At 65.7% G+C, this 25,659-nt stretch carries 17 protein-coding genes; 6 read left to right on the top strand and 11 right to left on the bottom strand.

Annotated features, from left to right (window positions below; all coding sequences use genetic code 11):
• Positions 1-115: 115 nt before the first annotated feature.
• Both mnmH and NX773_RS08185 read right to left on the bottom strand, forming a co-directional pair.
• A complete protein-coding gene (mnmH, locus tag NX773_RS08190; protein WP_258855809.1) occupies positions 116-1,174 on the bottom strand; it encodes a tRNA 2-selenouridine(34) synthase MnmH in 1,059 nt (352 codons plus the stop codon).
• A complete protein-coding gene (locus NX773_RS08185; protein ID WP_258855808.1) occupies positions 1,171-1,797 on the bottom strand; it encodes an arylesterase in 627 nt (208 codons plus the stop codon). Before NX773_RS08185 ends, mnmH begins: the two co-directional genes overlap by 4 nt.
• Positions 1,798-1,828: 31 nt before the next feature.
• Here NX773_RS08185 and NX773_RS08180 point away from each other — a divergent pair, with 31 nt between their 5' ends.
• Positions 1,829-2,512, top strand: a complete 684-nt coding sequence (locus NX773_RS08180) for an ABC transporter ATP-binding protein (RefSeq protein ID WP_258855807.1) — start codon at positions 1,829-1,831, stop codon at positions 2,510-2,512.
• Here the strand turns inward: NX773_RS08180 and NX773_RS08175 are convergent.
• Positions 2,509-4,023 carry an NAD(P)H-hydrate dehydratase gene (locus NX773_RS08175; protein ID WP_258855806.1) on the bottom strand — a complete coding sequence of 505 codons (1,515 nt, stop codon included), beginning with the start codon at positions 4,021-4,023 and terminating at the stop codon, positions 2,509-2,511. The genes NX773_RS08180 and NX773_RS08175 overlap by 4 nt on opposite strands.
• Before the next feature lie 105 nt (positions 4,024-4,128).
• On the opposite strand from NX773_RS08175, the gene NX773_RS08170 reads away from it, so the two are divergent.
• Positions 4,129-7,728, top strand: a complete 3,600-nt coding sequence (locus NX773_RS08170; RefSeq protein WP_258855805.1) for a hydantoinase B/oxoprolinase family protein — start codon at positions 4,129-4,131, stop codon at positions 7,726-7,728.
• Positions 7,729-7,848: 120 nt separating this feature from the next.
• Here the strand turns inward: NX773_RS08170 and NX773_RS08165 are convergent, their stop codons facing one another.
• Positions 7,849-9,471: a tetratricopeptide repeat protein gene (locus NX773_RS08165; RefSeq protein WP_258855804.1), complete on the bottom strand. Its 1,623-nt coding sequence runs from the start codon at positions 9,469-9,471 to the stop codon at positions 7,849-7,851.
• A gap of 187 nt (positions 9,472-9,658) precedes the next feature.
• Between NX773_RS08165 and purL the strand changes: the two genes are divergently transcribed.
• Positions 9,659-13,678 (top strand): phosphoribosylformylglycinamidine synthase, encoded by a 4,020-nt coding sequence (gene purL, locus NX773_RS08160; RefSeq protein ID WP_258855803.1) that lies wholly within the window; start codon positions 9,659-9,661, stop codon positions 13,676-13,678.
• A gap of 183 nt (positions 13,679-13,861) precedes the next feature.
• Positions 13,862-14,716 carry a hypothetical protein gene (locus tag NX773_RS08155; RefSeq protein WP_258855802.1) on the top strand — a complete coding sequence of 285 codons (855 nt, stop codon included), beginning with the start codon at positions 13,862-13,864 and terminating at the stop codon, positions 14,714-14,716.
• Positions 14,717-14,771: 55 nt separating this feature from the next.
• On the opposite strand, the gene NX773_RS08150 is transcribed toward NX773_RS08155, so the two are convergent.
• The 7 genes from NX773_RS08150 to NX773_RS08120 all read right to left on the bottom strand — a co-directional run bounded on the left by NX773_RS08150 (position 14,772) and on the right by NX773_RS08120 (position 21,468).
• Positions 14,772-16,619, bottom strand: coding sequence for a glycosyl hydrolase family 18 protein (locus tag NX773_RS08150; protein ID WP_258855801.1), 1,848 nt, complete (start codon positions 16,617-16,619; stop codon positions 14,772-14,774).
• Positions 16,620-16,904: 285 nt separating this feature from the next.
• Entirely contained in the window at positions 16,905-17,681 is a 777-nt protein-coding gene (locus tag NX773_RS08145) for a peptidylprolyl isomerase (protein WP_258855800.1), read from the bottom strand.
• Positions 17,682-17,762: 81 nt separating this feature from the next.
• Positions 17,763-18,542 (bottom strand): peptidylprolyl isomerase, encoded by a 780-nt coding sequence (locus NX773_RS08140; RefSeq protein WP_258855799.1) that lies wholly within the window; start codon positions 18,540-18,542, stop codon positions 17,763-17,765.
• 106 nt (positions 18,543-18,648) lie between these two features.
• On the bottom strand, positions 18,649-18,927 hold the full coding sequence (locus tag NX773_RS08135; RefSeq protein WP_258855798.1) for a BolA family protein: 279 nt from the start codon (positions 18,925-18,927) through the stop codon (positions 18,649-18,651).
• Positions 18,924-19,553: a septation protein A gene (locus tag NX773_RS08130; RefSeq protein ID WP_258855797.1), complete on the bottom strand. Its 630-nt coding sequence runs from the start codon at positions 19,551-19,553 to the stop codon at positions 18,924-18,926. Before NX773_RS08130 ends, NX773_RS08135 begins: the two co-directional genes overlap by 4 nt.
• A 19-nt stretch (positions 19,554-19,572) precedes the next feature.
• Complete coding sequence (gene msrB / locus NX773_RS08125) at positions 19,573-19,968, bottom strand: peptide-methionine (R)-S-oxide reductase MsrB (RefSeq protein WP_258855796.1); 396 nt, start codon at positions 19,966-19,968, stop codon at positions 19,573-19,575.
• A gap of 15 nt (positions 19,969-19,983) precedes the next feature.
• Positions 19,984-21,468: a protein adenylyltransferase SelO gene (locus NX773_RS08120; RefSeq protein WP_370662232.1), complete on the bottom strand. Its 1,485-nt coding sequence runs from the start codon at positions 21,466-21,468 to the stop codon at positions 19,984-19,986.
• Between the two features lie 184 nt (positions 21,469-21,652).
• On the opposite strand from NX773_RS08120, the gene NX773_RS08115 reads away from it, so the two are divergent.
• Entirely contained in the window at positions 21,653-23,305 is a 1,653-nt protein-coding gene (locus NX773_RS08115; RefSeq protein WP_307728449.1) for a 3-(methylthio)propionyl-CoA ligase, read from the top strand.
• A gap of 145 nt (positions 23,306-23,450) precedes the next feature.
• Entirely contained in the window at positions 23,451-25,538 is a 2,088-nt protein-coding gene (locus NX773_RS08110) for a 3-hydroxyacyl-CoA dehydrogenase NAD-binding domain-containing protein (protein WP_258855795.1), read from the top strand.
• Positions 25,539-25,659: the final 121 nt, after the last annotated feature.

Below are 25,659 nucleotides of genomic sequence, written 5' to 3'. Positions count from 1 at the left end.
GTTGGCGCCAACGGTGAGGGAAATTCCGTCGTCCCGGCGCAAGCCGGGACCCATGCTGAGTGCGTGGCGTCCGCAACCTCAGCATGGATTCCGGCTTGCGCCGGAATGACGGTGCTCAGGAGGCATGGTGCAACTGCTGCGCCGCCTTGAGGAAGTCAGCGGGCGCGATGTCCGACAGCTCCACGACGCGCGCATCCGGGAACTGCACAAAATTCCGATCGATCGAGCGCAGGTACGCCGGATCGTAGTGATCGACCAGTAGTTCATCCACCAGCTCGGCCATGCGGCCGGTATTGGCCAGCTCGTGCCAGGCGTCGATCCTGGCGCGGCCGTGCAGCTGCACCAGGTGGTCAAGCTGCGCATTAAGCAGCGCCGGATCCTTCATGAAGTGGTCGTAGTCCTCGATCAGCAAGCGCACCCGGTTCGGCCGCGACAACATCAAGGATACGCACGGCGAAGCGCGCATCATCTGCATCACCGCGTCCGGCACGCGCAGGTTGCCCACCTTTTTGCTCTCCGATTCCACGAACACGGGCTTGTCCAGGTCGAAGCCGCGCAGCTTGTCCCAGATGAGGCTTTCAAAGCGCTTCTGCGACGGCTGCGGCTCGTCCGGCAGGTTGCCCAGCACCGAGCCGCGGTGCGCCGCCAGCCGTTCCAGGTCCAGCACCTGCGCGCCGATGTCGTCGAGGGTTTCCAGCAGCCGGCTCTTGCCGCTGCCGGTGGTGCCGCACACGACGCGAAACTGCACCTGCGGCGGATTGTCGAGCGAGGCAGCAACGAATGCGCGGTAAGCCTTGTAGCCGCCATCGAGCTGGATCACCGGCCAGCCGATCTTGGCCAGGATGTGCGCCATCGACCCGCTGCGGTTCCCGCCGCGCCAGCAGTACACCAGCGGCTTCCAGTCGCGTGGCTTGTCGCGCCACAGCGTCTCGATATGGTGCGCGATATTGCGGGCGACCAGCGGCGCGCCGATCTTCTTCGCTTCGAAGGCGTTCACCTGCTTGTAGGTCGTGCCGACCAGGATGCGCTCCTCGTCGTTGAGAACCGGGCAGTTGATGGCCCCGGGGATGTGGTCAAGCGCGAACTCCGATTTGCTGCGCGCGTCGATGATGGTGTCGAACTGTTCCAGCTGGGGCAGGACGTCTTCGAAGCTCAGTACGGCTGGATATTTCATTCTGATTTGATGAGGGCGGCAAACTTGGGCCAGATGTTATTGAGGATGGTCGGGTGCGCGGTCGCGAGCGGGTGCAGCTGGTCCTGTTGGAACAGCGCCGGCTTGTCGGCCACGCCTTCTAGCATGAACGGCACCAGCGCCGATTTGGTGTCGGACGAGACCTGTTTGTACATGCCGGAAAAGCGCTCGGTGTACGCGCGGCCGTAGTTGGGGGGCATGCGCATTCCCACCAGCAGCACCTTGGCGTGGTCGCGCTTGGCCATGACGACCATGCTGCGCAGGTTGTCCTCGGCCGCCGCCACCGGCAGGCCGCGCAGGCCGTCGTTGGCGCCAAGCTCGATCACCACCACCTGCGGATGGTACTGCGACAAGAGGGCCGGCAAGCGCGTGCGCCCGCCGCTGGTGGTCTCGCCGCTGATGCTCGCGTTGACGACCTTTGCGTCGATCTTTTCGGCCTTGAGCTTTTGCTCCATCAGCGCGACCCATCCGGAGCCGCGCGCAAGGCCATATTCGGCCGACAGGCTGTCGCCCACCACCAGCACGGTTTTTGGTGCAGAATAGGCGCTCGCGGCCGACACCAGCAGGAGAGCGCCGACGGCAAATTTCTTGAGACTGGCAAGCATGCGTGATATTCCCGAGGCTTCAAAAACTGATATGTCCGCGCAGGGCGGGCGGCCGCCGGCCATCGAGGTGACCGACCTGTCCAAGCGGGTGGCCGACGCCAGCGGCGAACTCACCATCCTGCACAACATCGATTTTACCGTGCAACCGGCCGAGACGCTCGCCTTGGTCGGGGCCTCGGGCTCGGGCAAGTCCACGCTGCTGGGCCTGCTCGCGGGCCTGGACACCCCAACCACCGGCAAGGTCATCCTCGACGGCACCGACATCTTCGCGCTCGACGAGGACGGCCGCGCTGCGTTCCGCAAGGCCAAGCTGGGTTTCGTGTTCCAGTCTTTCCAGCTGCTCGGGCACCTGACCGCGCTGGAAAACGTGATGCTGCCGCTCGAACTGCGCGGCGACGACGGGGCACGCGACAAGGCCGCCGCCATGCTCGAGCGCGTGGGCCTGTCGAGCCGGCTGAAGCACTACCCCAAGTACCTGTCCGGGGGTGAGCAGCAGCGGGTGGCGCTGGCGCGCGCCTTCGTCACCGAGCCGCCGCTGCTGTTCGCGGACGAGCCGACCGGCAGCCTGGATGCCGCCACCGGCGAAGCCGTGATCCAGCTGATGTTCGAGCTGAACCGCGAGCGCGGTTCGACGCTGGTGCTGGTCACGCACGACGCCTCCATCGCGGCCCGCTGTGGGCGCACCCTCACCATCGCCGCGGGCAGGCTGGTTTAGCGAACCGTCGCCTCGCGCACCAGCCGGTTCAGTATCGAGCGGATCGCGCCCGGCAGTTCGCCCGCCGTCAGGCCGATCGGCCCGATGCCTTGCTCCACCAGCGCGTCCGCCGCGGCGCCATGCATCCACACGGCGCCCAGCGCCGCGGTGCCGGCGCTCCACCCCTGCGTCAGCAGCGCCCCGCACACGCCACTGAGCACGTCGCCGGTACCCGCTGTCGCCAGGCCCGGATTGCCGGTGGTGTTGATCGCCACACCGTTGGCCTCGTTCTCGGCAATCACCGTTCCCGAACCCTTGAGCACGATGGTGGCATCGAAGCGCCCCGCCAGCTCGCGCGCGGCCTCGACGCGGTCGGCCTGCACCACGGCCGAGGTCACGCCGAGCAGGCGCGCAGCCTCGAGCGGGTGTGGCGTGAGCACGGTCGGGGCCTTGCGCTGGGCCAGCTTGCCCTGCAGGTCGGCGTCGCCGGCCAGCTGGTTCAGGGCATCGGCGTCGAGCACCAGCGGGCTGTCGCTGTCGATCACCTTGAACAGCAGGCGCCTTGCCGCCGGGGCGTCGCCCATGCCCGGACCTGCCACCACGGTGCGGCCGCTGAAGTCGAAGCTCACGGCGTCGCGGAACATGAGCTCGGGGTGCACGCTGTCGTAGGCCAGCCCCGGATCGAGCGCGGCCACGAACACGCGGCCAGCGCCCGCCAGCAGCGCTGCGCGTGCCGCCAGCACGGGCGCGCCCGCCATGCCATGCGCGCCGCCGACGATCACCACGTCGCCAAAGCTGCCCTTGTGCGTGTTCTGCGGACGCCGCGCCAGCGCCAGGTCGGACGCGAACATGTCCACTGCATTGAGCCGGGCATCGGGCGCGACGAAATGGTGCCGTTCGATGCCAAGGTCGTCCACGCGCACGATGCCCGCATGGTCGCGGCCATCGCAGGTGTGCAGCCCCGGCTTGTCGCCGATGAAGGTGATGGTATGGGTTGCCGATACCGCCACGCGGTCGTCGTTCACGCCGACCACGGCGCCGGTGTCCGCATCCAGGCCGCTGGGCACGTCGAGCGCGAGCACCGGGCAGCCGAAGGTGTCCAGACGCAGCGCCAGCTCCGCATGGCGCCCCTGCAGCTGGCGCGCAAGGCCAATGCCGAACAGCCCGTCCACGACCAGGCCGAGCTGCGCGTGGTCCGGCAGCGCGTCGATGAAGCGCACGCCGCTGGCCTGTGCCCGCGCCAGCGCCCGCGCCGTTTCCGCCGAGGGCGCAGCTTCGCCAGGCAAATACAGCACCAGCGCCTCGACGCCGGCCTCGCGCAGGTTGGCCGCCGTCTCCAGCGCGTCGCCGCCATTGTTGCCCGGGCCTGCCACCAGCAAGACCGGGAGCTTGCGGTGCTCGCCAAGCAGGTCCAGCGCAAAGCGTGCCGCTGCCTGGCCGGCACGCTGCATCAGCACGCCTTCGCCAAGCGCCGCGGCGGCGGCATGTTCGATCGCGCGGATCGATTCGACACTGTAGAGCAGGTTGTCCATGTGAGTGCAAAGAAGAGGTTATTCGCCGTTGAGGTGCATTTTCGCTAAAATCCGGAGCCCGCGCGACTAGAATATGCGCTTGGTTGACTTGGCTCGGAGAAAAACATGGACTGGCAGTTCTGGATCGATCGCGGCGGCACTTTTACCGACATCGTGGCGCGGCGGCCGGACGGCCAGTTGGTGACGCACAAGCTGCTCTCCGAGAACCCCGAGCAATACCGCGACGCCGCGGTAGCTGGCATCCGCCACCTGTTGGGCCTGGGGCCGGGTGCGGCGATCCCGGCCGGGCAGGTGGAGGCGGTCAAGATGGGCACCACCGTGGCCACCAACGCGCTCCTGGAACGCAAGGGCGAGCCGACCGCGCTGGCGATCACGCGCGGCTTTCGCGACGCGCTGCGCATCGCCTACCAGAACCGGCCGCGCCTGTTCGACCGCCACATTGTGCTGCCGGAGCTGCTCTACCAGCACGTCATCGAAATCGACGAACGCATCGGCGCGCACGGCGACGTGGTCACGCCGATCGACGAGGCGGCCACGCGCATCGCGCTGCAGCAGGCATACGACAGCGGTTTGCGCTCGCTCGCCATCGTCTTCATGCATGGCTACCGCTACACCGGGCACGAGGCAGCGGCTGCGCGCATCGCGCGCGACATCGGCTTCACGCAGGTCTCGGTGTCGCACGAAGTGAGCCCCTTGATGAAGCTCGTCGCGCGCGGCGACACGACGGTGGTCGATGCCTACCTGTCGCCGATTCTGCGCCGCTACGTGGACCAGGTGGCGTCCGAGCTGCCGGGTGTGAACCTGCAGTTCATGCAGTCCAGCGGCGCGCTGACCGATGCGCGCGCGTTCCAGGGCAAGGACAGCATTCTCTCCGGCCCGGCCGGCGGCATCGTCGGCATGGTGCGCGCGAGTCAGCTTGCGGGGTTCGACCGGGTGATCGGCTTCGACATGGGCGGCACGTCGACCGACGTGTCGCACTTTTCCGGCGAGTTCGAACGCTTGTTCGAGACGCAGGTGGCAGGGGTGCGCATGCGCGCGCCGATGATGAGCATTCACACCGTGGCCGCCGGCGGCGGCTCGATCCTGCATTTCGATGGCAGCCGCTACCGCGTTGGCCCCGACAGCGCCGGCGCCAACCCGGGTCCGGCCAGCTATCGGCGCGGCGGTCCGCTGACGGTCACCGACTGCAACGTCATGCTCGGCAAGATCCAGCCGCAGCACTTCCCGCGCCTGTTCGGGCCAAACGCCGACCAGCCGCTCGACGTGGACACGGTGCGCGAGCAGTTCGGGACGATGGCGCGCCGCATTGGCGCAGCGACCGGCGCGACGCCCGCGCCCGAGCAGGTAGCCGAAGGCTTCATCCAGATCGCGGTCGGGAACATGGCCAATGCGATCAAGCAGATTTCGGTGCAGCGCGGCCACGACGTGACCGAATACGCGCTCACCAGCTTCGGCGGCGCCGGCGGGCAGCATGCCTGCCTGGTCGCGGACGCGCTGGGCATGAAAACGGTGTTCGTGCACAGCCTGGCGGGTGTGCTGTCCGCGTACGGCATGGGCCTGGCCGACCAGGGCGCCATGCGCGAGCTGGCGATCGAACGCCGGCTGCGCGAGGTGGGTGTCGATACGCTGGGACAGCAGCTTGCCGAACTGGGCGCAGCCGCGCGCAACGAGCTGGTGGCCCAGGGCGTGGCGCCCGAACGGATCGCACTCGTCCAGCGCGTGCACCTGCGCTACGAAGGCACGGATTCCGCGCTGCTCGTGTTGTTTGCAAGCGGGCAGGACATGCAGGCCCAGTTCGAGGCTGCGTACAAGCGCCGCTTCTCGTTCCTGATGCCGTCCAGGGAGCTGGTGGTCGAGGCGATCTCGGTCGAAGCACTCGGGCGCTCTGACGCGCCACCCGAGACCGTGCAGCCGGCTGCGCAGCGCGCGGACAAACTCGCGCCCAGCGAGACGGTGCGCATGTTCGGCGGTGGCCAGTGGCGCCAGACCGGCATCTACGGGCGCGCGGCGATTGGGCCGGGCGACGTGATTAAAGGGCCTGCCATCATCGCGGAAAAGAATGCGACCACGGTGGTCGAAGCGGGCTGGCAGGCCCAGGTCACGCCGTACGACCACCTGGTGCTCACGCGTGTGGAAGCGCTGCCGGAGCGGCGCGCCATCGGCACCACGGCCGACCCGGTGATGCTCGAGATCTTCAACAACCTGTTCATGTCGATCGCCGAACAGATGGGCCTGCGGCTGCAGAACACCGCCTACTCGGTGAACATCAAGGAACGGCTGGACTTCAGCTGCGCGATCTTCGACGCCGGCGGCAACCTGGTGGCCAATGCGCCGCACATGCCGGTGCACCTGGGCTCGATGGGCGAGAGCATCAAGACCGTCATGACAGCCAACGCCGGCAAGATGCGCCCGGGGGACGTCTATGTGCTCAACGACCCGTATAACGGCGGCACGCACCTGCCCGACGTGACCGTGATCTCGCCCGTATTCGACGAGGGCGGACGCGAGATCCTGTTCTACGTCGGCTCGCGCGGGCACCACGCCGACATCGGCGGCACCACGCCGGGCTCGATGCCGCCGGACTCGGTGCACATCGAGGAAGAGGGCGTCCTGATCAACAACTTCAAGCTGGTCGACGGCGCCGACGGCGTGCTGCGCGAAGCCGAGGCGCGTGCGTTGCTGGCGGGCGCGCGCTACCCGGCCCGCAATCCGGACCAGAACCTGGCCGACCTGCGCGCTCAGGTGGCGGCGAACCAGAAGGGCGTGGAAGAGCTGCGCAAGATGGTGGCGCACTTCGGGCTGGACGTGGTGCAGGCTTACATGGGCCACGTGCAGGACAACGCCGAGGAAGCGGTGCGCCGGGTAATCACGGCGCTGAAGGACGGGCACTTCGTGTACGACCTGGACAACGGGGCACGGATCGAAGTGGCGATCCGCGTGGACCGGCAGGCGCGCAGCGCCGAGGTGGATTTCACCGGCACCTCGGGCCAGTTGCCCAACAATTTCAACGCGCCCTCGGCGGTGTGCATGGCGGCGGTGCTGTATGTGTTCCGCACGCTGGTCGATGACGAGATCCCGCTCAACGCCGGCTGCCTCAAGCCGCTGAAGGTGATCATTCCGCAGGGCTCGATGCTCAACCCGCGTTATCCCGCCTCGGTGGTGTCGGGGAACGTGGAGACCTCGACCTGCATCACCAACGCGCTGTATGGCGCGCTGGGGGTGATGGCGGCGTCGCAGGGCACGATGAACAACTTCACGTTCGGGAATGCGCGTTACCAGTACTACGAGACCATCAGCGGCGGCTCGGGCGCAGGCGAGGGCTTCGACGGGACGGATGTGGTGCAGACCAACATGACCAATTCGCGGCTCACCGATCCGGAGATACTGGAGTTCCGCTTCCCGGTGCGGCTGGAGAGCTACGAGATCCGCCAGGGCTCGGGCGGGGCGGGGCGCTGGCACGGCGGCAATGGCGGGGTGCGCAAGGTGCGCTTCCTGGAGCCGATGACGGCGGCGATCCTGTCGAACAACCGCATCCATGCGCCGTTCGGCATGGCCGGCGGCAGCGCGGGTGCGCGTGGCACGAACACTGTCGTGCGCGCGGACGGGCGCGTGGAGCGGCTGGGGCACATCGGCAAGACCGACATGGCGCCGGGAGATGTGTTCGTGATCGAGACCCCGGGCGGTGGAGGCTTCGGCGAAAGCTGACCCATCGTCCCCGCGGAGGCGGGGACCCATGGACAGCACGCAGGATTGCAGAGGCAGCAACCCATCACACTCAGCATGGGTCGCCGCCTCCTCGGGGACGACGGCTTTGCCGCGAGGGGCTCAAACGGCGATACCGTACTTGCGCCGTGTCGCGTTGTATTCGTCCGTGATCGGCTGCAGCCGCGGGTGCTGCGGATCGAGCTTGCGGATCTTCTCGATCTGTTCGTGACACAGTTCGCCCAGCGGGTGGTCCCATCCCAGTTCGTTCATCTGGCGCAGGATGCCGCCGGTGAGCGCGAGGATAACCTTGAGGTTGTCCGGCGCGATGTGGTAAGCCTCCAGCAGGCTTTGCACCGCGCCGCGCACGTCGCCCATGTTGCGCTTCTCGTCCGCCACGCCCAGCAGCACCTGCGCCTGCGCGCTGAGCTGCTCGCCGATCCCGCGCGCCAGGTCGTGCCGTCCGGCGCGCTCGAACACGGCCACCGCCTGGTCGGTCGTGACCTCGCTGTTGACGTCGTTGACGACCGATAGCATGACATCGGAGGCTTCGGCATCGAGCTTGTGGTCCAGGCATGAGCGCACCAACGCCATCTTCATGCCGGACGACAGGCCGCTCGCCGCCTTCAGCGCGTTGGACGCGGCCTTCAGTTCGGCGGCGGCGGCGGTGGGGTTGCCGGCCGCCTCGTGCAGCATCGCGGTCGCATAGGCCTTGCACGCATCCAGCCCGGGGCTGCCGCGCAGCGAACGCTCCAGGTCGCGCACCACGCCGCCGGCCTGTTGGCTGTCGCCTTTCTTCACCAGCGCCTTGACCAGGTTGACGTGGTCCTCCGGATTGCGGAACTCGGAATAGCGCGCCTTGCTCACCACCTGCTTGAACGACTTCTCGGCGGCGGCCACGTCGCCCGCATCCAGCGCCACTTCGCCCAGCTTGCGCAGGCGCCGCACCATGTGGGGCGAAATGGCCACCGCGTTTTCCAGCACCTCCTTGGCGCGGGCGTGCTGGCCCTCGGCTTCGTGGCAGCGCGCCAGCAGGTCGTAGGCGCTCATCAGCTGCGGGTTGGCCTTGATGAGTTCTTCCAGCGCGGCGCGCGCCTCGTCCACGCGGCCCAGCGCAAACACGGCGCGTGCATGGCCCAGGTGCGCCCAGCCGAGCGGGCGGGTGTCGAGGATCTCGCGGTACACCTTCTCGGCCTCGTCGTACTGCTTCAGGCTGACCAGCATCTCGGCGCGCAGGCGTGCGAAATCGGTGGCGTAGCGCGGGTGCTCGGCCTCGGCCTTGATGCAGGAACGGATCGCCTCGCGCAGGTTGCCCTGGCCGATCAGCTGGAAGGTGGGCAGGAAGGCCATGCGCCGCTCGACCGCGCGGCCGATGCGCTGCACCAGCGTCTCCACCGTAAAGGGCTTGAGGATGTAGTCGGTCGGGGTCAGTTCGGCCGCGCTGACGACCTTGCTGTACACCGCCTCGGAGGTAAGCATGATGAAGATCGTGAGCAGGCCGATCAGCTTGTGGTGGCGCAGGTCTTCCAGCAGCTGCTGGCCGTCCTGGCCATCGGCCACGCCGAGGTCGTACTCGCACAGGATGATGTCGTACGACTTCTTCATCAGCTGCTTGATCGCGGTCCCGGAATTGACCGCGTACTCGACCTTGCTGATGCCAGCCTGGTTGAGCATGTTCTGCAGGCTGCTGCGCATACCCGGGTTCGGGTCTACCACCAGCACCGACAAATTGCTGTGTCCTTGCATCTCTCTCGTTGCCCCCTTGGCCGGTAACGCGGGGCGCGTCCGGCTTCTTGTCAGACGTTACAATACCCATTCCTTTGTTTGCGGGCAACTATTCGAGCGGCACAAGGGGTCGGGCAGGGGCGGGCGTTGTATAATAGTGGGCTTCATCCACACCCGCAGCACAGCTGCATCAACCGACTTCCAAGCCATGTTGATTCTGCCGGGTTCCAACGCCCTGTCCGCATTTCGTAGCCAACGCCTCCTCAGCCAACTGCAAGCCGTCGCCCCCGCGATCACGGCGGTGAGCGCAAGGTTCTACCACTTCATCGACGCAAGCAGCCCGCTCACTGCCGACGACACAGCGCGCCTGACCGCGATGCTGACCTACGGCGAGCCGGCAAGCGCCCAGCAGGAAGGCGCGGCCGAAGAGTTCTTCGTGATCCCGCGGCTGGGCACCATCTCGCCCTGGGCGTCGAAGGCCACCGACATCGCGCACAACTGCGGCATGGCGCACATCCACCGCATCGAACGCGGGGTGGGCTACACGGTCTCGCTCAAGAGCGGCGTGCTCGGCATCGGCGGCGCGAAAAAACTGGCAGAGCACGATGCGGCCGCGGTCGCGGCCCTGCTGCACGACCGCATGACCGAGACGGTGCTGCGCAGCGCCTCCGACGCGGCCGGACTGTTCAGCGAACTCGAAAGCCGTCCGCTCGAATCGATCGACGTGCTGGGCAAGGGCAAGCAGGCGCTGGTTGCAGCCAACGCGGAGCTGGGCCTGGCCATGTCGGACGACGAGATCGACTACCTGGAAGACGCCTTCACCAGGGCCAGGCGCAACCCGACCGACGTCGAGCTGATGATGTTCGCGCAGGCCAACAGCGAGCACTGCCGCCACAAGATCTTCAACGCCGACTGGATCATCGACGGCGTCAAGCAGGACAAGTCGCTGTTCCAGATGATCAAAAACACCCACCAGCTGCAGCCGAAGGGCACCGTGGTGGCGTACAGCGACAACTCGTCGATCATGGAAGGGGCAAGCGTCACCCGCTTCTACCCGCGCGGCGCCGGCCACGAATACGCGCCGTCCAGCGAGCTGACCCACACCTTGATGAAGGTGGAGACCCACAACCACCCGACCGCCATCTCCCCGTTCCCAGGCGCCTCGACCGGCGCCGGTGGCGAGATCCGCGACGAGGGCGCGACCGGCCGCGGCGCCAAGCCAAAGGCGGGCCTGACCGGCTTTACCGTGTCCAACCTGCTGATTCCCGGCGCGGAGCGCGTGTGGGAGAACGCATCGGACGTGACCGCCCGCACCGGCGAGCGCACTGAAGCCGTGTACGGCAAGCCGGAGCGCATCGCCTCGCCGCTGCAGATCATGATCGACGGCCCGCTCGGCGGCGCCGCCTTCTCGAACGAATTCGGCCGCCCGGTCCTGGGCGGTTACTTCCGTACCTACGAGCAGAACGTGGGCGCGGCCGGCGCGGTGTTCGGCTACCACAAGCCGATCATGATCGCGGGCGGTATCGGCAACATCTCGGCCGGGCACACGCACAAGAACGATATCCCGCCGGGCAGCCTGCTGATCCAGCTGGGCGGCCCCGGCATGCGCATCGGCATGGGCGGCAGCGCCGCCTCGTCGATGGCGACCGGCACCAACACCGCCGACCTGGACTTCGACTCGGTCCAGCGCGGCAACCCGGAAATGGAGCGCCGCGCGCAGGAAGTGATCAACGCCTGCTGGGCGCTGGGCGCGACGAACCCGATCATCTCGATTCACGACGTGGGCGCGGGCGGCCTGTCCAATGCCTTCCCCGAAGTGGTGAACGATTCCAAACGCGGCGCCACCTTCGACCTGCGCAAGATTCCGCTCGAAGAAAGCGGGATGGCGCCCAAGGAAATCTGGAGTAACGAATCGCAGGAGCGCTACGTGCTCGCGATCGCCCCTGGCGACCTGCAGGCGTTCGCGGACATCTGCGCGCGCGAGCGCTGCCCGTTTGCCGCCGTGGGCGTGGCCACCGAAGAGCGCCAGCTGCGCCTGATCGATCCGCTGCACGACAACGCGCCGGTGGACATGCCGATGGAAGTCCTGCTCGGCAAACCACCCAAGATGCTGCGCACCGTGGAGCACGTGGCGCGCGCATTCCCGCCGGTGGACCTGACCGGCATCGAGCTGGAAGAAGCGGCGCGCCGCGTGCTGCTGCTCCCGACCGTGGGCGACAAGAGCTTCCTGATCACCATCGGTGACCGCACCGTGGGCGGCATGAGCGTGCGCGACCAGATGGTCGGTCCGTGGCAGGTGCCGGTCGCAGACTGCGCGGTCACGGCGATGAGCTTTGACGGCTACGTGGGCGAGGCGATGTCGATGGGCGAGCGCACCCCGCTGGCCGTGATCGACGCCGCTGCCTCGGGCCGCATGGCGGTGGGCGAGGCGATCACCAACATCGCCGCCGCGCCCGTTGCGGACATCTCCGACATCAAGCTGTCGGCCAACTGGATGGCCGCCTGCGGCCAGCCGGGCCAGGACGCGGCGCTGTTCGACACCGTGAAGGCGGTGGGCATGGAGCTGTGCCCGGCGCTCGGCGTGTCGATCCCGGTCGGCAAAGACTCGCTGTCGATGCGCACCACCTGGCAGGACGAAGGCGAAGCGAAGGCAGTGGTATCGCCCGTGTCGCTGATCGTGTCCGCGTTTGCGCCGGTGCCCGACGTGCGCCGTTCGCTTACCCCGCAGCTGCGCGCCGACCTTGGCGACAGCGCGCTGATCCTGGTGGATCTTGGCCGCGGCAAGAACCGCCTGGGCGCGTCGGCGCTCGCGCAGGTAACGCAGCAGCTCGGCGACGCGGTACCGGATGTGGACTCGCCGGACGACCTGAAAGCCTTTTTTGCAGCCATCCAGCGCCTGAACAACGAGGGCAAGCTGCTGGCATACCACGACCGTTCGGACGGCGGCCTGTTCGCTACCCTGTGCGAGATGGCCTTTGCCGGCCGCACCGGCGTGTCGGTCAACCTCGACATCCTGACCATGGAAAGCGAGCACGCGGCCGACCAGGGCGACGCCAAGAACTGGGCCACCCAGGTGGGCGAACGCCGCAACGACCTGACCCTGCGCGCGCTGTTTGCCGAGGAGCTGGGCGCCGTGATCCAGGTACGCCATGGCGAGCGCAGCGAAGTGATGAACGTGCTGCGCGAATTCGGCCTGGGCGCGTGCAGCCACATCATCGGCAAGCACAACGATCGCGGCGTGGTCGAATTCATGCGCGATGCCAAGGTGATCTACAACCAGCCGCGCAGCGCGCTGCACCGCCTGTGGAGCGAAACCAGCTGGCGCATCGCCAAACTGCGCGACAACCCTGTCTGCGCCGACCAGGAATACGACCGCCTGCTGGACGAGGAAGATCCGGGCATGGCGCCCAAGGTCACGTTCGACCTGCTGGATAACGTGGCCGCGCCGTTCCTGGCGACCGGCGTGCGCCCGCGCGTGGCGATCCTGCGCGAGCAGGGCGTGAACTCGCACGTGGAGACGGCGTGGGTCATGCACCAGGCGGGCTTCACCGCGGTGGACGTGCACATGAGCGACCTGATCGCCGGCCGCGCCAGCCTGGACGACTTCCACGGCATCATCGCGGTGGGCGGCTTCTCGTATGGCGACGTGCTGGGCGCGGGCGAGGGCTGGGCCAAGACCATCCTGTTCAACACCCAGCTGGCCGACCAGTTCGCGAAGTTCTTCGCGCGCACCGATACCTTTGGCCTTGGCGTGTGCAACGGCTGCCAGATGATGAGCAACCTGAAGTCGATCATCCCGGGCGCGCATGCCTGGCCCAAGTTCACCCGCAACAAGTCGGAGCAGTTCGAAGCCCGCTTCGGCATGGTCGAAGTGCTCGATTCGCCGTCGATCTTCTTCGCCGGGATGGCCGGCACGCAGGCGCCGATCGCGATCGCCCACGGCGAAGGCTATGCGGACTTCTCGCAGACCGGCGACATCAACGCCGCCATCAAGGCGCTGCGCTATGTGGACAACCGCGGCCAGGCCACCGAGACCTATCCGTTCAACCCGAACGGTTCGCCGCAGGGGATCAGCTCGGTGACGACCCCGGACGGGCGCTTTACCGTGATGATGCCGCACGCCGAGCGCGTGTTCCGCACGGTGCAGCACTCGTGGGCGCCGGATTCCTGGGGCGAGGACGGCCCGTGGATGCGGATGTTCCGCAATGCCCGCAAGTGGGTTGGCTAAGCCAGAAAGCGCTTCTTCGGAAGCGCTTTTTTTTCGGCAAGCGAGTGTTCGGTGGAAAGCTTTTTCCGTTGAAATTCAACGACTTGCATTGCTGAGTTCCCACAAAATTAGCTGATTGATCACGCTTCATCATGGCTGGGAGCGCCAGCACGTCGCCGCGCGCCCCCAATCAGGAGATTTGCCATGAGTTATCTTGCTGCGTTTTGTCGTTCCCCCATGCGGTTGGCTGTGGCCATGATGGCCATTGCCGCCATCCACGCGAGCCCGGCGCTCGCACAGACTGCCAAACCCGCTGTGACGTCGACGCTGGACGTGTGCGAAGACAGCGCCACCGGCAACTGGCGTTACAGCGGCGTCGTCTCGGTCCTGCCGCCGAGCACCACGCAGACAAGCTACAGCGTGGACTATGCGGTGCAAAACGGAACTGAGCGCACCGGCTATCAGGACGTCTACAAGGTCAATACGCTGAGCGGGACCGATGGCGCGCTGAGCTCGGGCGATGTGCGGGTGGTTCCGTTCAGCATCAATGCGGCGCCGCTGACGCTGGGCTCCCTGAGGAATGCAGTACGCGTCCAGTTCTACGCCCAGTCCACCGATCCGAAACTGGGCGCGCTGTTCACGGCAGAAAATGACGTGCTTGCCCCGGTCTGTGGCTGCGGTCCCAAAGGCTGCACGCGCACCCAGGGTTACTGGGGCAACAAGCCCGGCGTCGTCTGGCCGAACGGCTGGTATCGCGAGATGAACTTCTACTCCAGCGGCTTGACCTGGCAGCAGATCCTGGATACGCCGCCGCGTGGCAACGCCTACATCATCCTGGCCGACCAGTTCATCGCAGCGGTGCTCAACCGCAACGCGGGCGCCTCGGCTCCGCAGGGCGTGCAGGACGTGATGGCGGCGGCGCGCGACTGGTTCGCCAGCGGAACCACGCTGCAAACCTGTTCGCCCGGTACGTGCGAGCTGCAGAAGACCTGGGCCGCCACGCTGGACGTCTATAACAACGGCAACTACCCGGGTGGTCCGCCGCATTGCCCCGATTGAACTATGCGACGCGCCAACGTCATCCCGGCTTTCGCCGGGACGACGCTAGTTCGAATCAACGCGTGGCGCAGTAGCCCACGTCGCTGTTGGTCGCGCCAGCGGCCAGGTCCTTGTTCCAGTCCGGGCCGGACAGGTGCATGGTGGTGCCGTTCATCGTGTACTTGCCGCTCCACAGGCTGGTGATCGTGCCCTGAATGTTCGGCACGTCCACCGCCCAGCTGACCACCTTGCTGGTCGTGGTGTTGGTGACGGCGATGTTGGCGCAGTAGCCGCTGGTCCAGTCAGCCGTGATCTTCACCGTCGAGGTCAGCGCACCCGGCGGCGGCGGGGGCGGCGTTTCCACCGGCTTGGCCGGACGGGTCGCGCAGAAGCCCACCTTGGTCGATTGGCCAATGTGCAGGTTCGGGCTGTAGCTCGGGCCGCTGACCGACAGCTGGCCGTTCGACTGCGACCAGGTGCCGTTCCACAGCGAGGTGACGGTGTCGGCCAGCGTCTCGGTGTAGGTCCACGGGCCGGCGCTCGGGCCGGTGTTGGTCAGCACCATGTCGGCGCAATAACCGGTGCCCCAGTCCGAGGTGATGGTCTTCTGCGCGGTGATCACCGGCGGCGGCGGCGGATCGAGCGGGTTCGGGTTCGGGCCCGGCTCGGTCGCGTTCGGGTCGAGGAAGGCCTTCTTGGTCGCCGTCAGCAGCGGATTGTTCACGCCATCGGTGGTGCCGTAGTTGACCAGCCAGATGATGGTGCCGGCGGCGCCTTCGCCCGGGCGGTTCGACAGCGCCCACGCGCCCTTGGCGGCGATGGTGGCCGGCTCCTCGTACGAGATGTAGCCGCTGGTGGTGTCCGTACGCGCGGCCGGCGTGTAGCCGCCCGGGTAGGTGCGGTAGCTGGTCTGGGTCTCGTTCTCCCACACGTAGGTGCCGTTGTCCAGGTAGCCCAGCTTGTTCAGGAGGGTCCAGCTCCAAACGGTGTCGGTGAACGAGAAATCGCTCATCGGGTAGCCGTCGGTCGGCTGGCCCGGCTTGGCGAACGGCGGCTTGTAGTTCAGGCCGTAGAAGCCGATGCCCATGCCCACCTTCGAGCGCGGCACGCCGGCGTCTTCCAGCATCTGGATCGTGCTGGCCACCGAGGTGGGGCGCGCCTTGCTGGCAGCGCTGGTCAGGGGCGCAAAGGTGCTGGTCTCCCAGCCGTAGTTGAACCACGTGCCGGTGTAGTTCATGATGTTGTACTGGTCCACCAGAGCAGCCAGGCGCTTGACGTGGTCCGAGACCTTTTCGTAGTTCGGGTTCAGCACGCCGCCCGGGAAGGTGATGATCACCGGCTTGTCCTGGTAGCGCGGACGCGCGTTCGCCTCAACGCGCAGGTCCTTGATCAACGCTTCGAGCAGGGCCTGGTTTTCGGTGTCCTTCGAATCGATGCCTTCCCAGTCCACGTCGATGCCGTCGTAGTCGTGCTTGACCATGTAGTCGACCAGGTTCTTGACGAAGGTGGCGCGCACGCCCGGCAGGCACGAGGCGTGGAAGGCCGCGTTTTCGTTTTCGCCGCCCAGCATGATGAGCGCCTTGGTGCCGACCTGGTGGGCGCGCATGACCAGGTAATCCTCGACCGTCTTCTCCCAGGGGACGCCCGGGCCGTGGTCGATGTCGGTTTGCGAATTGCCGCCACCCAGGATGACGTCGCCCGGGTTGCCCTGGCCGCCGCCGCCCGGGCCGATGCGCCCGAAGACAAAGTGCGTCATGGCGGTCATGTCGACGTGTTGCGGCGCCTGGTACATCGTGCTGCCGGCGAACCATCCACCGTAGTAGCCGGTCACCCATTTGCCGGTCTGGGCCTGGGCGGCCCAGGGCGCGGTGGCGGCGATCGACAACAGTGTCGCGGCCGCGAGAGATTTGAGTTTGAATTTCATGTGGTCAGCTCCTTTTGGTTATTGCCGTGAAGCAATAGTAAAGAAGCGGCAACAGGAAATCCGTCCGAAAATTGTAATTACACCACGGGTGGGGGATGTTCTACGTCAAGATACATACAAATAGCCGCGAAATAGACCGGAGATCGTGCAGGCAGTGTGAAACGCATAACCTCCGCTCATGCGGATATGAACCGGCCAAATCCCGGTGCGCGCGCTCCTGGCGGGAACGAAAAATAAAAAAGGCGCCGTCGGGGAGGGCGCCTTTTCAGGGAAGGGAAACCAGGATTACTGGATCTTGGCCTTCTTCATCAGGGTCTCGCGGAACTGGGCCAGCTGACGCTGCTGCAGTGCCTCGGCGATCTGGCCCTTGACTTCTTCCATCGGCGGGATCTTGGCGGCGCGCACGTCTTCCAGCTTGATCACGTGCCAACCGAACTGGCTCTTGACCGGGGTTTCGGTGATGGCGCCTTTTTGCAGCGCTACCATGGCCTTGGAGAACTCAGGCACGTACGAAGCCGGGCTTGCCCAGTCCAGGTCGCCGCCGTTGTTGGCGCTCGAGTCTTTCGACTGCTTGGCCAGGTCGTCCCACTTGGCGCCGCCTTTCAGCTTGGCGATGATGTCCTTGGCCTGCTGCTCGCTGTCCACCAGGATGTGGCGGGCATGGTATTCCTTGTCGCCCACTTGCGACTTGTAGCGGTCGTACTCGGCCTTGATGTCGGCATCCTTGACCGGGTTCTTCTTGACGTAGTCAGCCAGCATCGCGTTGATGATGATGCTCTGGCGGGCGTTGTCGATCGCAGCCTTCACGTCGGCGCGGTTGCCGACGCCTTGCTTGTCGGCTTCCTGGATCAGCACTTCGCGGCCGATCAGGTCCTTCTTGATCATCTCGCGCAGTTGCGGCGAATCGGTGGCCTTGCCCTGGGCGACCACCTGCTTGACCAGCTGGTCGACCTTGGCCGCGGGAATGGGCTTGCCGTTGACAGTCGCAACGTTTTGCGCGAACACGGGCGCGGCAACCATCGCGGTCATGGCTAACAACAGGCGGGCTGGCTTCAAAATCATTCTTCGGATCCTATAAAAACACGAGACGTGTCGCTGCTCGCGACGAACACCGGCGGCACCCGCCGCCGGCAACGCTTCATCTTACTGCACCTTTGCTTTTTTGACCATTTCCGCCTGGTAGGCGGCCAGCTTGCGCTGAGCCAGCTCTTCCTGGATTTGCGGCTTCACTTCTTCGAGCGACGGCAGCTTGGCGGCGCGCACGTCGTCCAGCTTGATCACGTGGAAACCGTTGGCGGTCTTGACCGGGGTTTCGGTGACCTGGCCTTTTTGCAGGTTCTTGAAGCCATTGGCGAACTCGGGCGGGAAGGCTGCCGGGACGGCCCAATCCAGGTCGCCGCCGTTGCTGGCCGTGCCCTGGTCCTTGGACTGCTTGGCCAGATCTTCGAACTTGGCGCCGCCCTTGATCTTGGCGATGATGTCCTTGGCTGCCTGCTCGCTGTCCACCAGGATGTGGCGCACATGGTATTCCTTGTCGCCGGTCTGCGCCTTGAACTTGTCGTACTCGGCCTGCACTTCGGCGTCGGTGACCGGGTGCTTGGTGATGTACTCGCGCGCCAGCGCGTTGATGACGATGGTCTGGCGGGCGTTGTCCAGCGCTGCCTTCACTTCCGGCTTCTTGTCGTAGCCTTCCTTCATCGCTTCCTGCATCAGCACTTCGCGCGCGATGACTTCTTTCTTGATCTGGTCGCGCAGTTGCGGGGTGTCTTGCGCCTGGCCCTGGGCCACGACCTGCTTGACGATGGCATCCACGCGCGACGACGGAATCGCCTTGCCGTTCACGACGGCGAGGTTCTGTGCGAAGGCGGGTGCTGCGGCAACGGCGATCAGGGCTAACAGCAAGCGAGCTGGCTTAAAAGTCATTATTGATTCCTGTTGAGGGGAGGTTAGCTTGGACGGGGTTAGATTACGTTTTTAACTTCGTGTTTCAATTCTGGACGAGATTTCTTAAACCTGACTGAATTCGCCCTCACGCCAGCTCTGACGGAGCCAGCGCGGTAATCGCCAGTGCGTGAATCTCGGTAGGCATCATATCGTGCACGGAATCATACACCAGTCGGTGGCGCATGACGAGTTTGAGCCCCTCGAAGCGGCTCGACACGATCTTCACGGTGTAATGCCCGCCGCCAGAGGCAGCGCCGGGGTGGCCGGCGTGCCTGGCCGAGTCGTCGCCCAGTTCCAGGTGCGAGGGCGAAAGCGCCGCCTGCAGGCGTGCGCGCATGCGGTCGATACGGGTGTCGAGGTTCATGCGTCCTCCTTGATGTGCTTGGACAGGAACAGCATCTGCACGAAGATGAAGACAAAGAAGATCGCGGTGAACCCGAACAGCTTGAAGCTCACCCACGCGCTGGTGTCGGCCTTGAACAGGACAAAGGCGACAAACAGGTTCAGCAAGCCCATCGCGGCCAGGAAGGCCATCCACGCGTAGCCGACGCGGTCCCACACCGCGTCCGGCAGCTGGATGTTGGCCTCCATGACCTTGCGCATGAGGTTATTGCGAAAGCCGAACTGCGCCACCGACAGCGCCAGCGCGAATGCCCAGTACAGGATGGTGGGCTTCCACTTGATGAAGGTCTCGTCATGGAAGTAGATGGTCGCCCCGCCCATGACGGCAATGACGCCGAGCGAGAGCCACAGCATGCCATCCACCTTGCGGCCGCGCACGAGCAGGTAGGCAATCTGCAGGGCAGTGGCGAGGATGCCGACGGCGGTGGCCAGCAGGATAGGCGATTGCGCCGGGGTCACGTGGCCGCCGCTGATCAGGCCGCCGAGGTATTGCGCCACCAGCGCGTGCGCCGCCTCCTGGTGTCCCTCGCCCAGTTTGAAGACGAGGAAGAACAGGATGACGGGGAAAAGATCGAACAGGAATTTCATAACTGGTGCAGCGTCATTCTCAAGCAGGTTCGAAGCGCAGTGCGGCCGAATTGATGCAGTAGCGCAGGCCGGTCGGCGGCGGCCCGTCCTCGAAGACGTGACCCAGGTGGGCATCGCACACCGCGCAAATGATTTCGGTGCGCAGCATACCATGGCTGCGGTCGACCTTTTCGATCACATTGGCCGGATCGATGGCGCGGAAATAGCTCGGCCAGCCGCAGCCCGATTCGAATTTGGCATCCGATTCGAACAATGGGGTATTGCAGCACACGCAGTGGTAGATGCCGTGTTCATGGTGGTCCCAGTATTTGCCGGTGAAAGCGCGTTCGGTGGCGGCATGGCGCGTCACCTGGTACTGCATCGGGTCGAGCTGGGCGCGCCACTCGGCGTCGGTCTTGGTTACTTTGTCGGTCATGGTGGTTCCAGGGGGTCAGGAGGAGCAGCTCACTTCGAGGTGGCTGGCCCAGTCGGGCGGCAGCGCCGCGTAAGACTCGTTGTCGGGTTGTTCGTCATAAGGCTGCTGCAGTACCGACAGCAGCTTGTCGACCTCGGAAAAATCGCCGTTCTGCGCGCGCTCGATCGCTACTTGCGCCAGGTAGTTGCGCAGCACGTACTTGGGATTGGTGCGCATCATCGCCTCGCGGCGCGCCACGTCAACGCTGTTTTCCGCGCGCAGCCGCTCGCGGTACCTGGCGGCCCACGCATCGAAGGCGGCGCGATCGATGAACAGGTCGCGCAGCGGCGCGTCGGTTTCCGGTGCCTGCAGTTGGAGCTTGCCGAGGCGCCGGAAAAACAGCGTGAAATCGACGTGGTTGTCCTGCATGAGCTTGAACGTATCGTCGAGGAATTCGCGGTCGCCGTCCCGGTTGCTCGCCAGCCCCAGTTTCGCATGCAGCAGCGCGTCGATGCTGCGTGCGAATTCGGGCTGGTATGCGTCCAGCGCCTCCTGCGCGTCCTCGACGGTGCCCACCAGCGGCAGCAGGGCGTTGGCCAGCGCGTAGCAGTTCCAGTGGCCGATGGGCGGCTGGTTGGCGTACGAATAGCGGCCGTGCTGGTCGGTGTGGTTGCAAATGTGGTTCGGGTCGAACGCCTCCATGAAGCCGAACGGGCCGTAGTCCAGCGTCAGGCCGAGGATCGACATGTTGTCGCTGTTCATCACGCCATGCATGAAGCCGACCGCCTGCCACTGCGCGATCAGGCGCGCGGTACGCAGCGTGACCTCCTTGAGCAGCGCCTTGTACGGATTCGGTTCGCCCGCCAGTTCCGGGTAGAACGCCTTGATCACGTAGTCAGCCAGCGTGCGCAACTCGTCTTGCTTGTCGCGGTAGTACCAATGCTCGAACGAACCGAAGCGCACAAAGGAGGGCGCCATCCGCGTCACCACCGCCGCGGTCTCTACCGATTCGCGCACCACTGGCTGGGGCGAGCCGGTGACCATGAGCGCGCGCGTCGTTGGAATGCCGAGCGCGGCCATGGCCTCGGAGCACAGGAATTCGCGGATCGACGAGCGCAGTACGGCGCGCCCGTCGCCCATGCGCGAGTACGGGGTGCGGCCGGAACCCTTGAGCTGCAATTCCATCGGGCCAGCCGGCGACGGAATGTCGCCCAACAGGATCGCGCGGCCGTCGCCAAGCTGACCGGCCCACACGCCGAACTGGTGGCCCGAATACACGGCCGACAGCGGCTGGGCGCGCGCAGGCACCCGGTTGCCGCTGAAAACGGCAACGAAGTCTTCGTTCGCGAGCTGCTGCGCATCCAGTCCCACCAGCGCCGCGGCCGGAGCGCTGGCCGCCACGAAGTGAGGATCGGGCAGGGGAGTGGGCATCAGGCGCGTGTAGAACGCGGGCGGCAACTGGGCGAACGAATTGTCGAGCGGTAGGTCGTCGGCGGTAATGGCGATTCCAGTACAGGTGATTGCAAACGTTTGATGTCAGGATTTTACCGTACGGGGCCGATTTTATTGGTCGATGCCCCTGCTTCAAACGTGCGTTACACCCTGAAACAGCCGTCTGCTGCGGCGCAGCATCGAAAGCGGTTGACGCCTGTGCCGCTCGGCATGACACTCGGCTTACGTTATCAATCTGTTCACAGGAGCGCCCATGACCGCATTCCCGATGAGCCCGCTGATGGGGCAGATGATGGACCAGCCCCTGCTCATCTCCAGCATCATCGAGTTCGCCGCCCGGCATTACGGCGGCAGTGAAATCGTCTCGCGCCGCGTCGAGGGCGACATGCACCGCTACACCTACCGCGACTGCGCCCGCCGCGCCCGGCAGCTGGCGCGCGCGCTTGAAACGCTGGGCGTCGACATGGGCGACCGGGTGGGCACGGTGGCCTGGAACGGCTACCGCCACATGGAGCTCTACTACGCCGTGTCCGGCTCGGGCGCCGTGCTGCACACGATTAACCCGCGCCTGCATCCGGACCAGCTGGCCTACATCATCGGCCACGCCGAAAACAAGGTGCTGTTCTTCGACCTGAGCTTCCTGCCGCTGGCCGAGATCGTGGCCGCACGCTGCCCCACGATCCGCCATTTCGTGCTGATGAGCGACCGCGCGCACATGCCGGACAAGACCAGCATCGCCAACCTGCTGTGCTACGAGGAACTGATCGACGCCACCGACGACGGCTACCTCTGGCCGCAATTCGACGAAAACTCGGCCGCCGCGCTGTGCTACACCTCGGGCACCACCGGCAACCCGAAAGGCGCGCTGTATTCGCACCGCTCGACGGTGCTGCACGCCTATGCGTCGGCCATGCCGAATGCGCTGAACATCTCGGCGCGCGACTCGGTGCTGCCGGTGGTGCCGATGTTCCACGTGAACGCATGGGGATTGCCGTATTCGGTGCTGCTGTCCGGCGCGCGCATGGTGTACCCGGGGCCTGCGCTGGACGGCAAGTCGCTCTACGAGCTGTTCGAGGCCGAGCGCGTGACATTCTCGGCCGGCGTGCCCACGGTATGGCTGGGCCTGGTCAACTACGCGCTGCAGAACGATTTGCAGTTCTCCACCTTCCGCCGCACCGTGATCGGCGGCGCGGCCTGCCCGCCCGCAATGATGGACACCCTGATCGACCGCTTCAATGTCGAGGTGGTGCATGCCTGGGGCATGACCGAGATGTCGCCGCTGGGCACGACCGCCAATCTGCTGGCGAAGCACGACGCGCTGCCGACCGAAGCGCAGCGCGCCGTGTTGCGCAAGCAAGGCCACGCGATCTACGGCGTGGACATGAAGATCGTGGACGACGCGGGCGCCCAGCTGCCGTGGGATGGCGAGACCTCCGGGCATTTGCTGGTGAAGGGGCCGTGGATCATCAAGCGCTACTTCCGCGACGAAGGCGGCGACGTGCTCGAGGACGGCTGGTTCCCGACCGGCGACGTGGCCACCATCGACCCCGACGGCTACATGCAGATCACCGACCGCAGCAAGGACGTGATCAAGTCCGGCGGCGAATGGATCGGCAGCATCGATCTGGAGAACATTGCGATGTCGCACCCCGCGGTGTTACAGGCTGCGTGCATCGGCGTGGTGCATCCGAAATGGGACGAGCGGCCGCTGCTGGTGGTGGTCAGGCGGCCCGAGGCGCAGCTGACCCGTGAAGAGCTGCTGGCCTTCTTTGCCGGGAAAGTGGCCAGGTTCTGGATGCCGGATGACGTGGTGTTCGTGGACAGCCTGCCGCTGGGCGCGACCGGCAAGATCCAGAAGAACCGGCTGCGCGAAGCGTATCGCGAGCACAAGCTGCCGACGATCTGAACTGAAACTTCACCGACCAACGTCGTTCCGGCGGACGCCGGAACGACCGGTAAAGTTGGTGGGTACGTTTCATCAAAAATAATACGACCGTACTTTTATCGGTTATAGTTCAGCGATTGCACATCCAACCAGAAGAGGAAGAGACATGAGCGCCGACTACGAAGTGCGCGGCAACGTCGCCGTCATCACGCTGAACAACCCGCCGGTGAACGGGCTGGGGCTGGAGACCCGCAGCGCCGCCGTCGAAGCTGTCCGCAAGGCTGGCATGGACCCCGCCGTCAAGGCGATCGTGCTGACCGGCGCCGGCAAGGCCTTTTCGGGCGGCGCGGACATTCGTGAATTCAACTCTCCCAAAGCGCTCACCGAGCCAACCCTGCACACGCTGATCAGCACGGTGGAAAGCAGCGAAAAGCCGGTCGTCGCCGCCATCCACTCGGTCGCCATGGGCGGCGGGCTGGAACTGGCCCTTGGCTGCAACTACCGCGTCGCCACGCCCGAGGCCCAGATTGCGCTGCCGGAGGTCAAACTCGGCATCCTGCCTGGCGCCGGCGGTACCCAGCGCATGCCGCGCCTGGTCGGCCTGGAGCAAGCGATGCAGATGATCACCACCGGCACCCCGGTCCCGGCCGAGGCCCTTGCGGGCACTGCGCTGTTCGACGAAGTGTATCGGCCGGGGGCTGACCTGCTGGCGTCCGCGATTGCATTCGCCAACAAGGTGGCGGACCTGCGCCCGCTACCGAAGGTGCGCGACCGCAAGGTCGAGCATGCCCAGCCTGAATTGTTCATCAGCCAGGCGCGCGAAGGCATCAAAAAGGCGGCCGGCCCGTTCCCGGCACCGGTGGCTTGCGTCGAGGCCCTGATCGCGGCCCTGACCCTGCCGTTCGAGGAAGGCCTGAAGGTCGAGCGCGAACTGTTCCTCAAGCTAAAGGAAACGAACGAATCGAAGTCGCTGCGCCACGCATTCTTCGCCGAGCGCGCGGCCAGCAAGATTCCGGACGTGCCGGCCGACACGCCGACCCGCAAGATCGCCTCGGCCGCCGTCATTGGCGCGGGCACCATGGGCGGCGGCATTGCGATGAACTTTGCCAACGCCGGCATCCCGGTGACGCTCCTCGAGATGAAGCAGGAGGCGCTGGACAAGGGCCTGGCCACGATCCGCAAGAACTACGAAACCTCGGTCAAGCGCGGCAAGCTCACGCAGGACAAGCTGGAGCAGCGCATGCAGCTGGTCACCGGCACGCTGGCGTACGAAGACATCGCCCAGGCCGACATCACGATCGAGGCCGTGTTCGAGGACATGGCGGTCAAGACCGAGGTGTTCCGTCAGCTCGACAAGGTGATGAAGCCCGGCGCGATCCTCGCCACCAACACCTCGACGCTGGACGTGAACAAGATCGCGGCCGTGACCGGCCGTCCGCAGGACGTGATCGGCCTGCACTTCTTCAGCCCGGCCAATGTGATGAAGCTGCTCGAGATCGTGCGCGGCGCAAAGACCGGCAAGGACGTGCTCGCGACCGCGATGGCGCTGTCAAAAAAGCTGAAGAAGACGGGCGTGGTGGCCGGCGTGTGCGACGGCTTCATCGGCAACCGCATGCTGGAACAGTACCTGCGGCAGGCCGGCTTTTTGCTTGACGAAGGGTGCACGCCCGAGCAGGTGGATAAGGCCATCGAGAAGTTCGGCTTTGCGATGGGGCCGTTCCGCATGAGCGACCTGGCGGGCAACGACGTGGGCTGGTACATCCGCAAGCGCCGCGCAATCGAGTCGCCCGAGCTGGTGTACTCAAAGACGGCCGACCTGCTGTGCGAAAAGGGCCGCTTCGGCCAGAAGACCGGCGCCGGCTGGTACGACTACAAGCCGGGCGACCGCCATGCCTACCCCTCGCAGCTGGTCAACGACATGATCGTCGAGTATGCGCGCGAGCAGGGCATCGAGCGCCGCAAGATCAGCGACGAGGAGATCATCGAACGGCTGGTGTACGCGCTGGTGAACGAAGGCGCGAAGATCCTGGAAGAGGGCATCGCGCTGCGCGCTTCCGACATCGACATGGTGTACCTGACCGGCTACGGCTTCCCGAGCTGGCGCGGCGGCCCGATGTTTTACGCCGACTGTGTGGGCCTGCCCAACGTGCTGCAAGCGATCGAGAAGTACGGGCGCGGGCGGCATGGCGAGGCGTGGGCCCCGGCGCCGCTGCTGGTGCGCCTGGCGGTCGAGGGCAAGCGCTTCAACGGCTGACCGCCCGCGGGCGACCATCGTCGGTGGGCAGAAATCTGCCCACCCGACAAGTACCCGCCCTGCATTTACTTTGGTGGCCTTCCACGCTACAGTTCGTTATCTTTATATAACTGGTTGTACG

Origin of the sequence: Massilia solisilvae (assembly GCF_024753215.1) — a bacterium.
GTDB classification, from domain to species: Bacteria; Pseudomonadota; Gammaproteobacteria; order Burkholderiales; family Burkholderiaceae_D; genus Telluria; species Telluria solisilvae.
The sequence above is the reverse complement of the archived record's forward strand: the minus strand, read 5'-3'. Positions and strand labels throughout refer to the sequence as shown.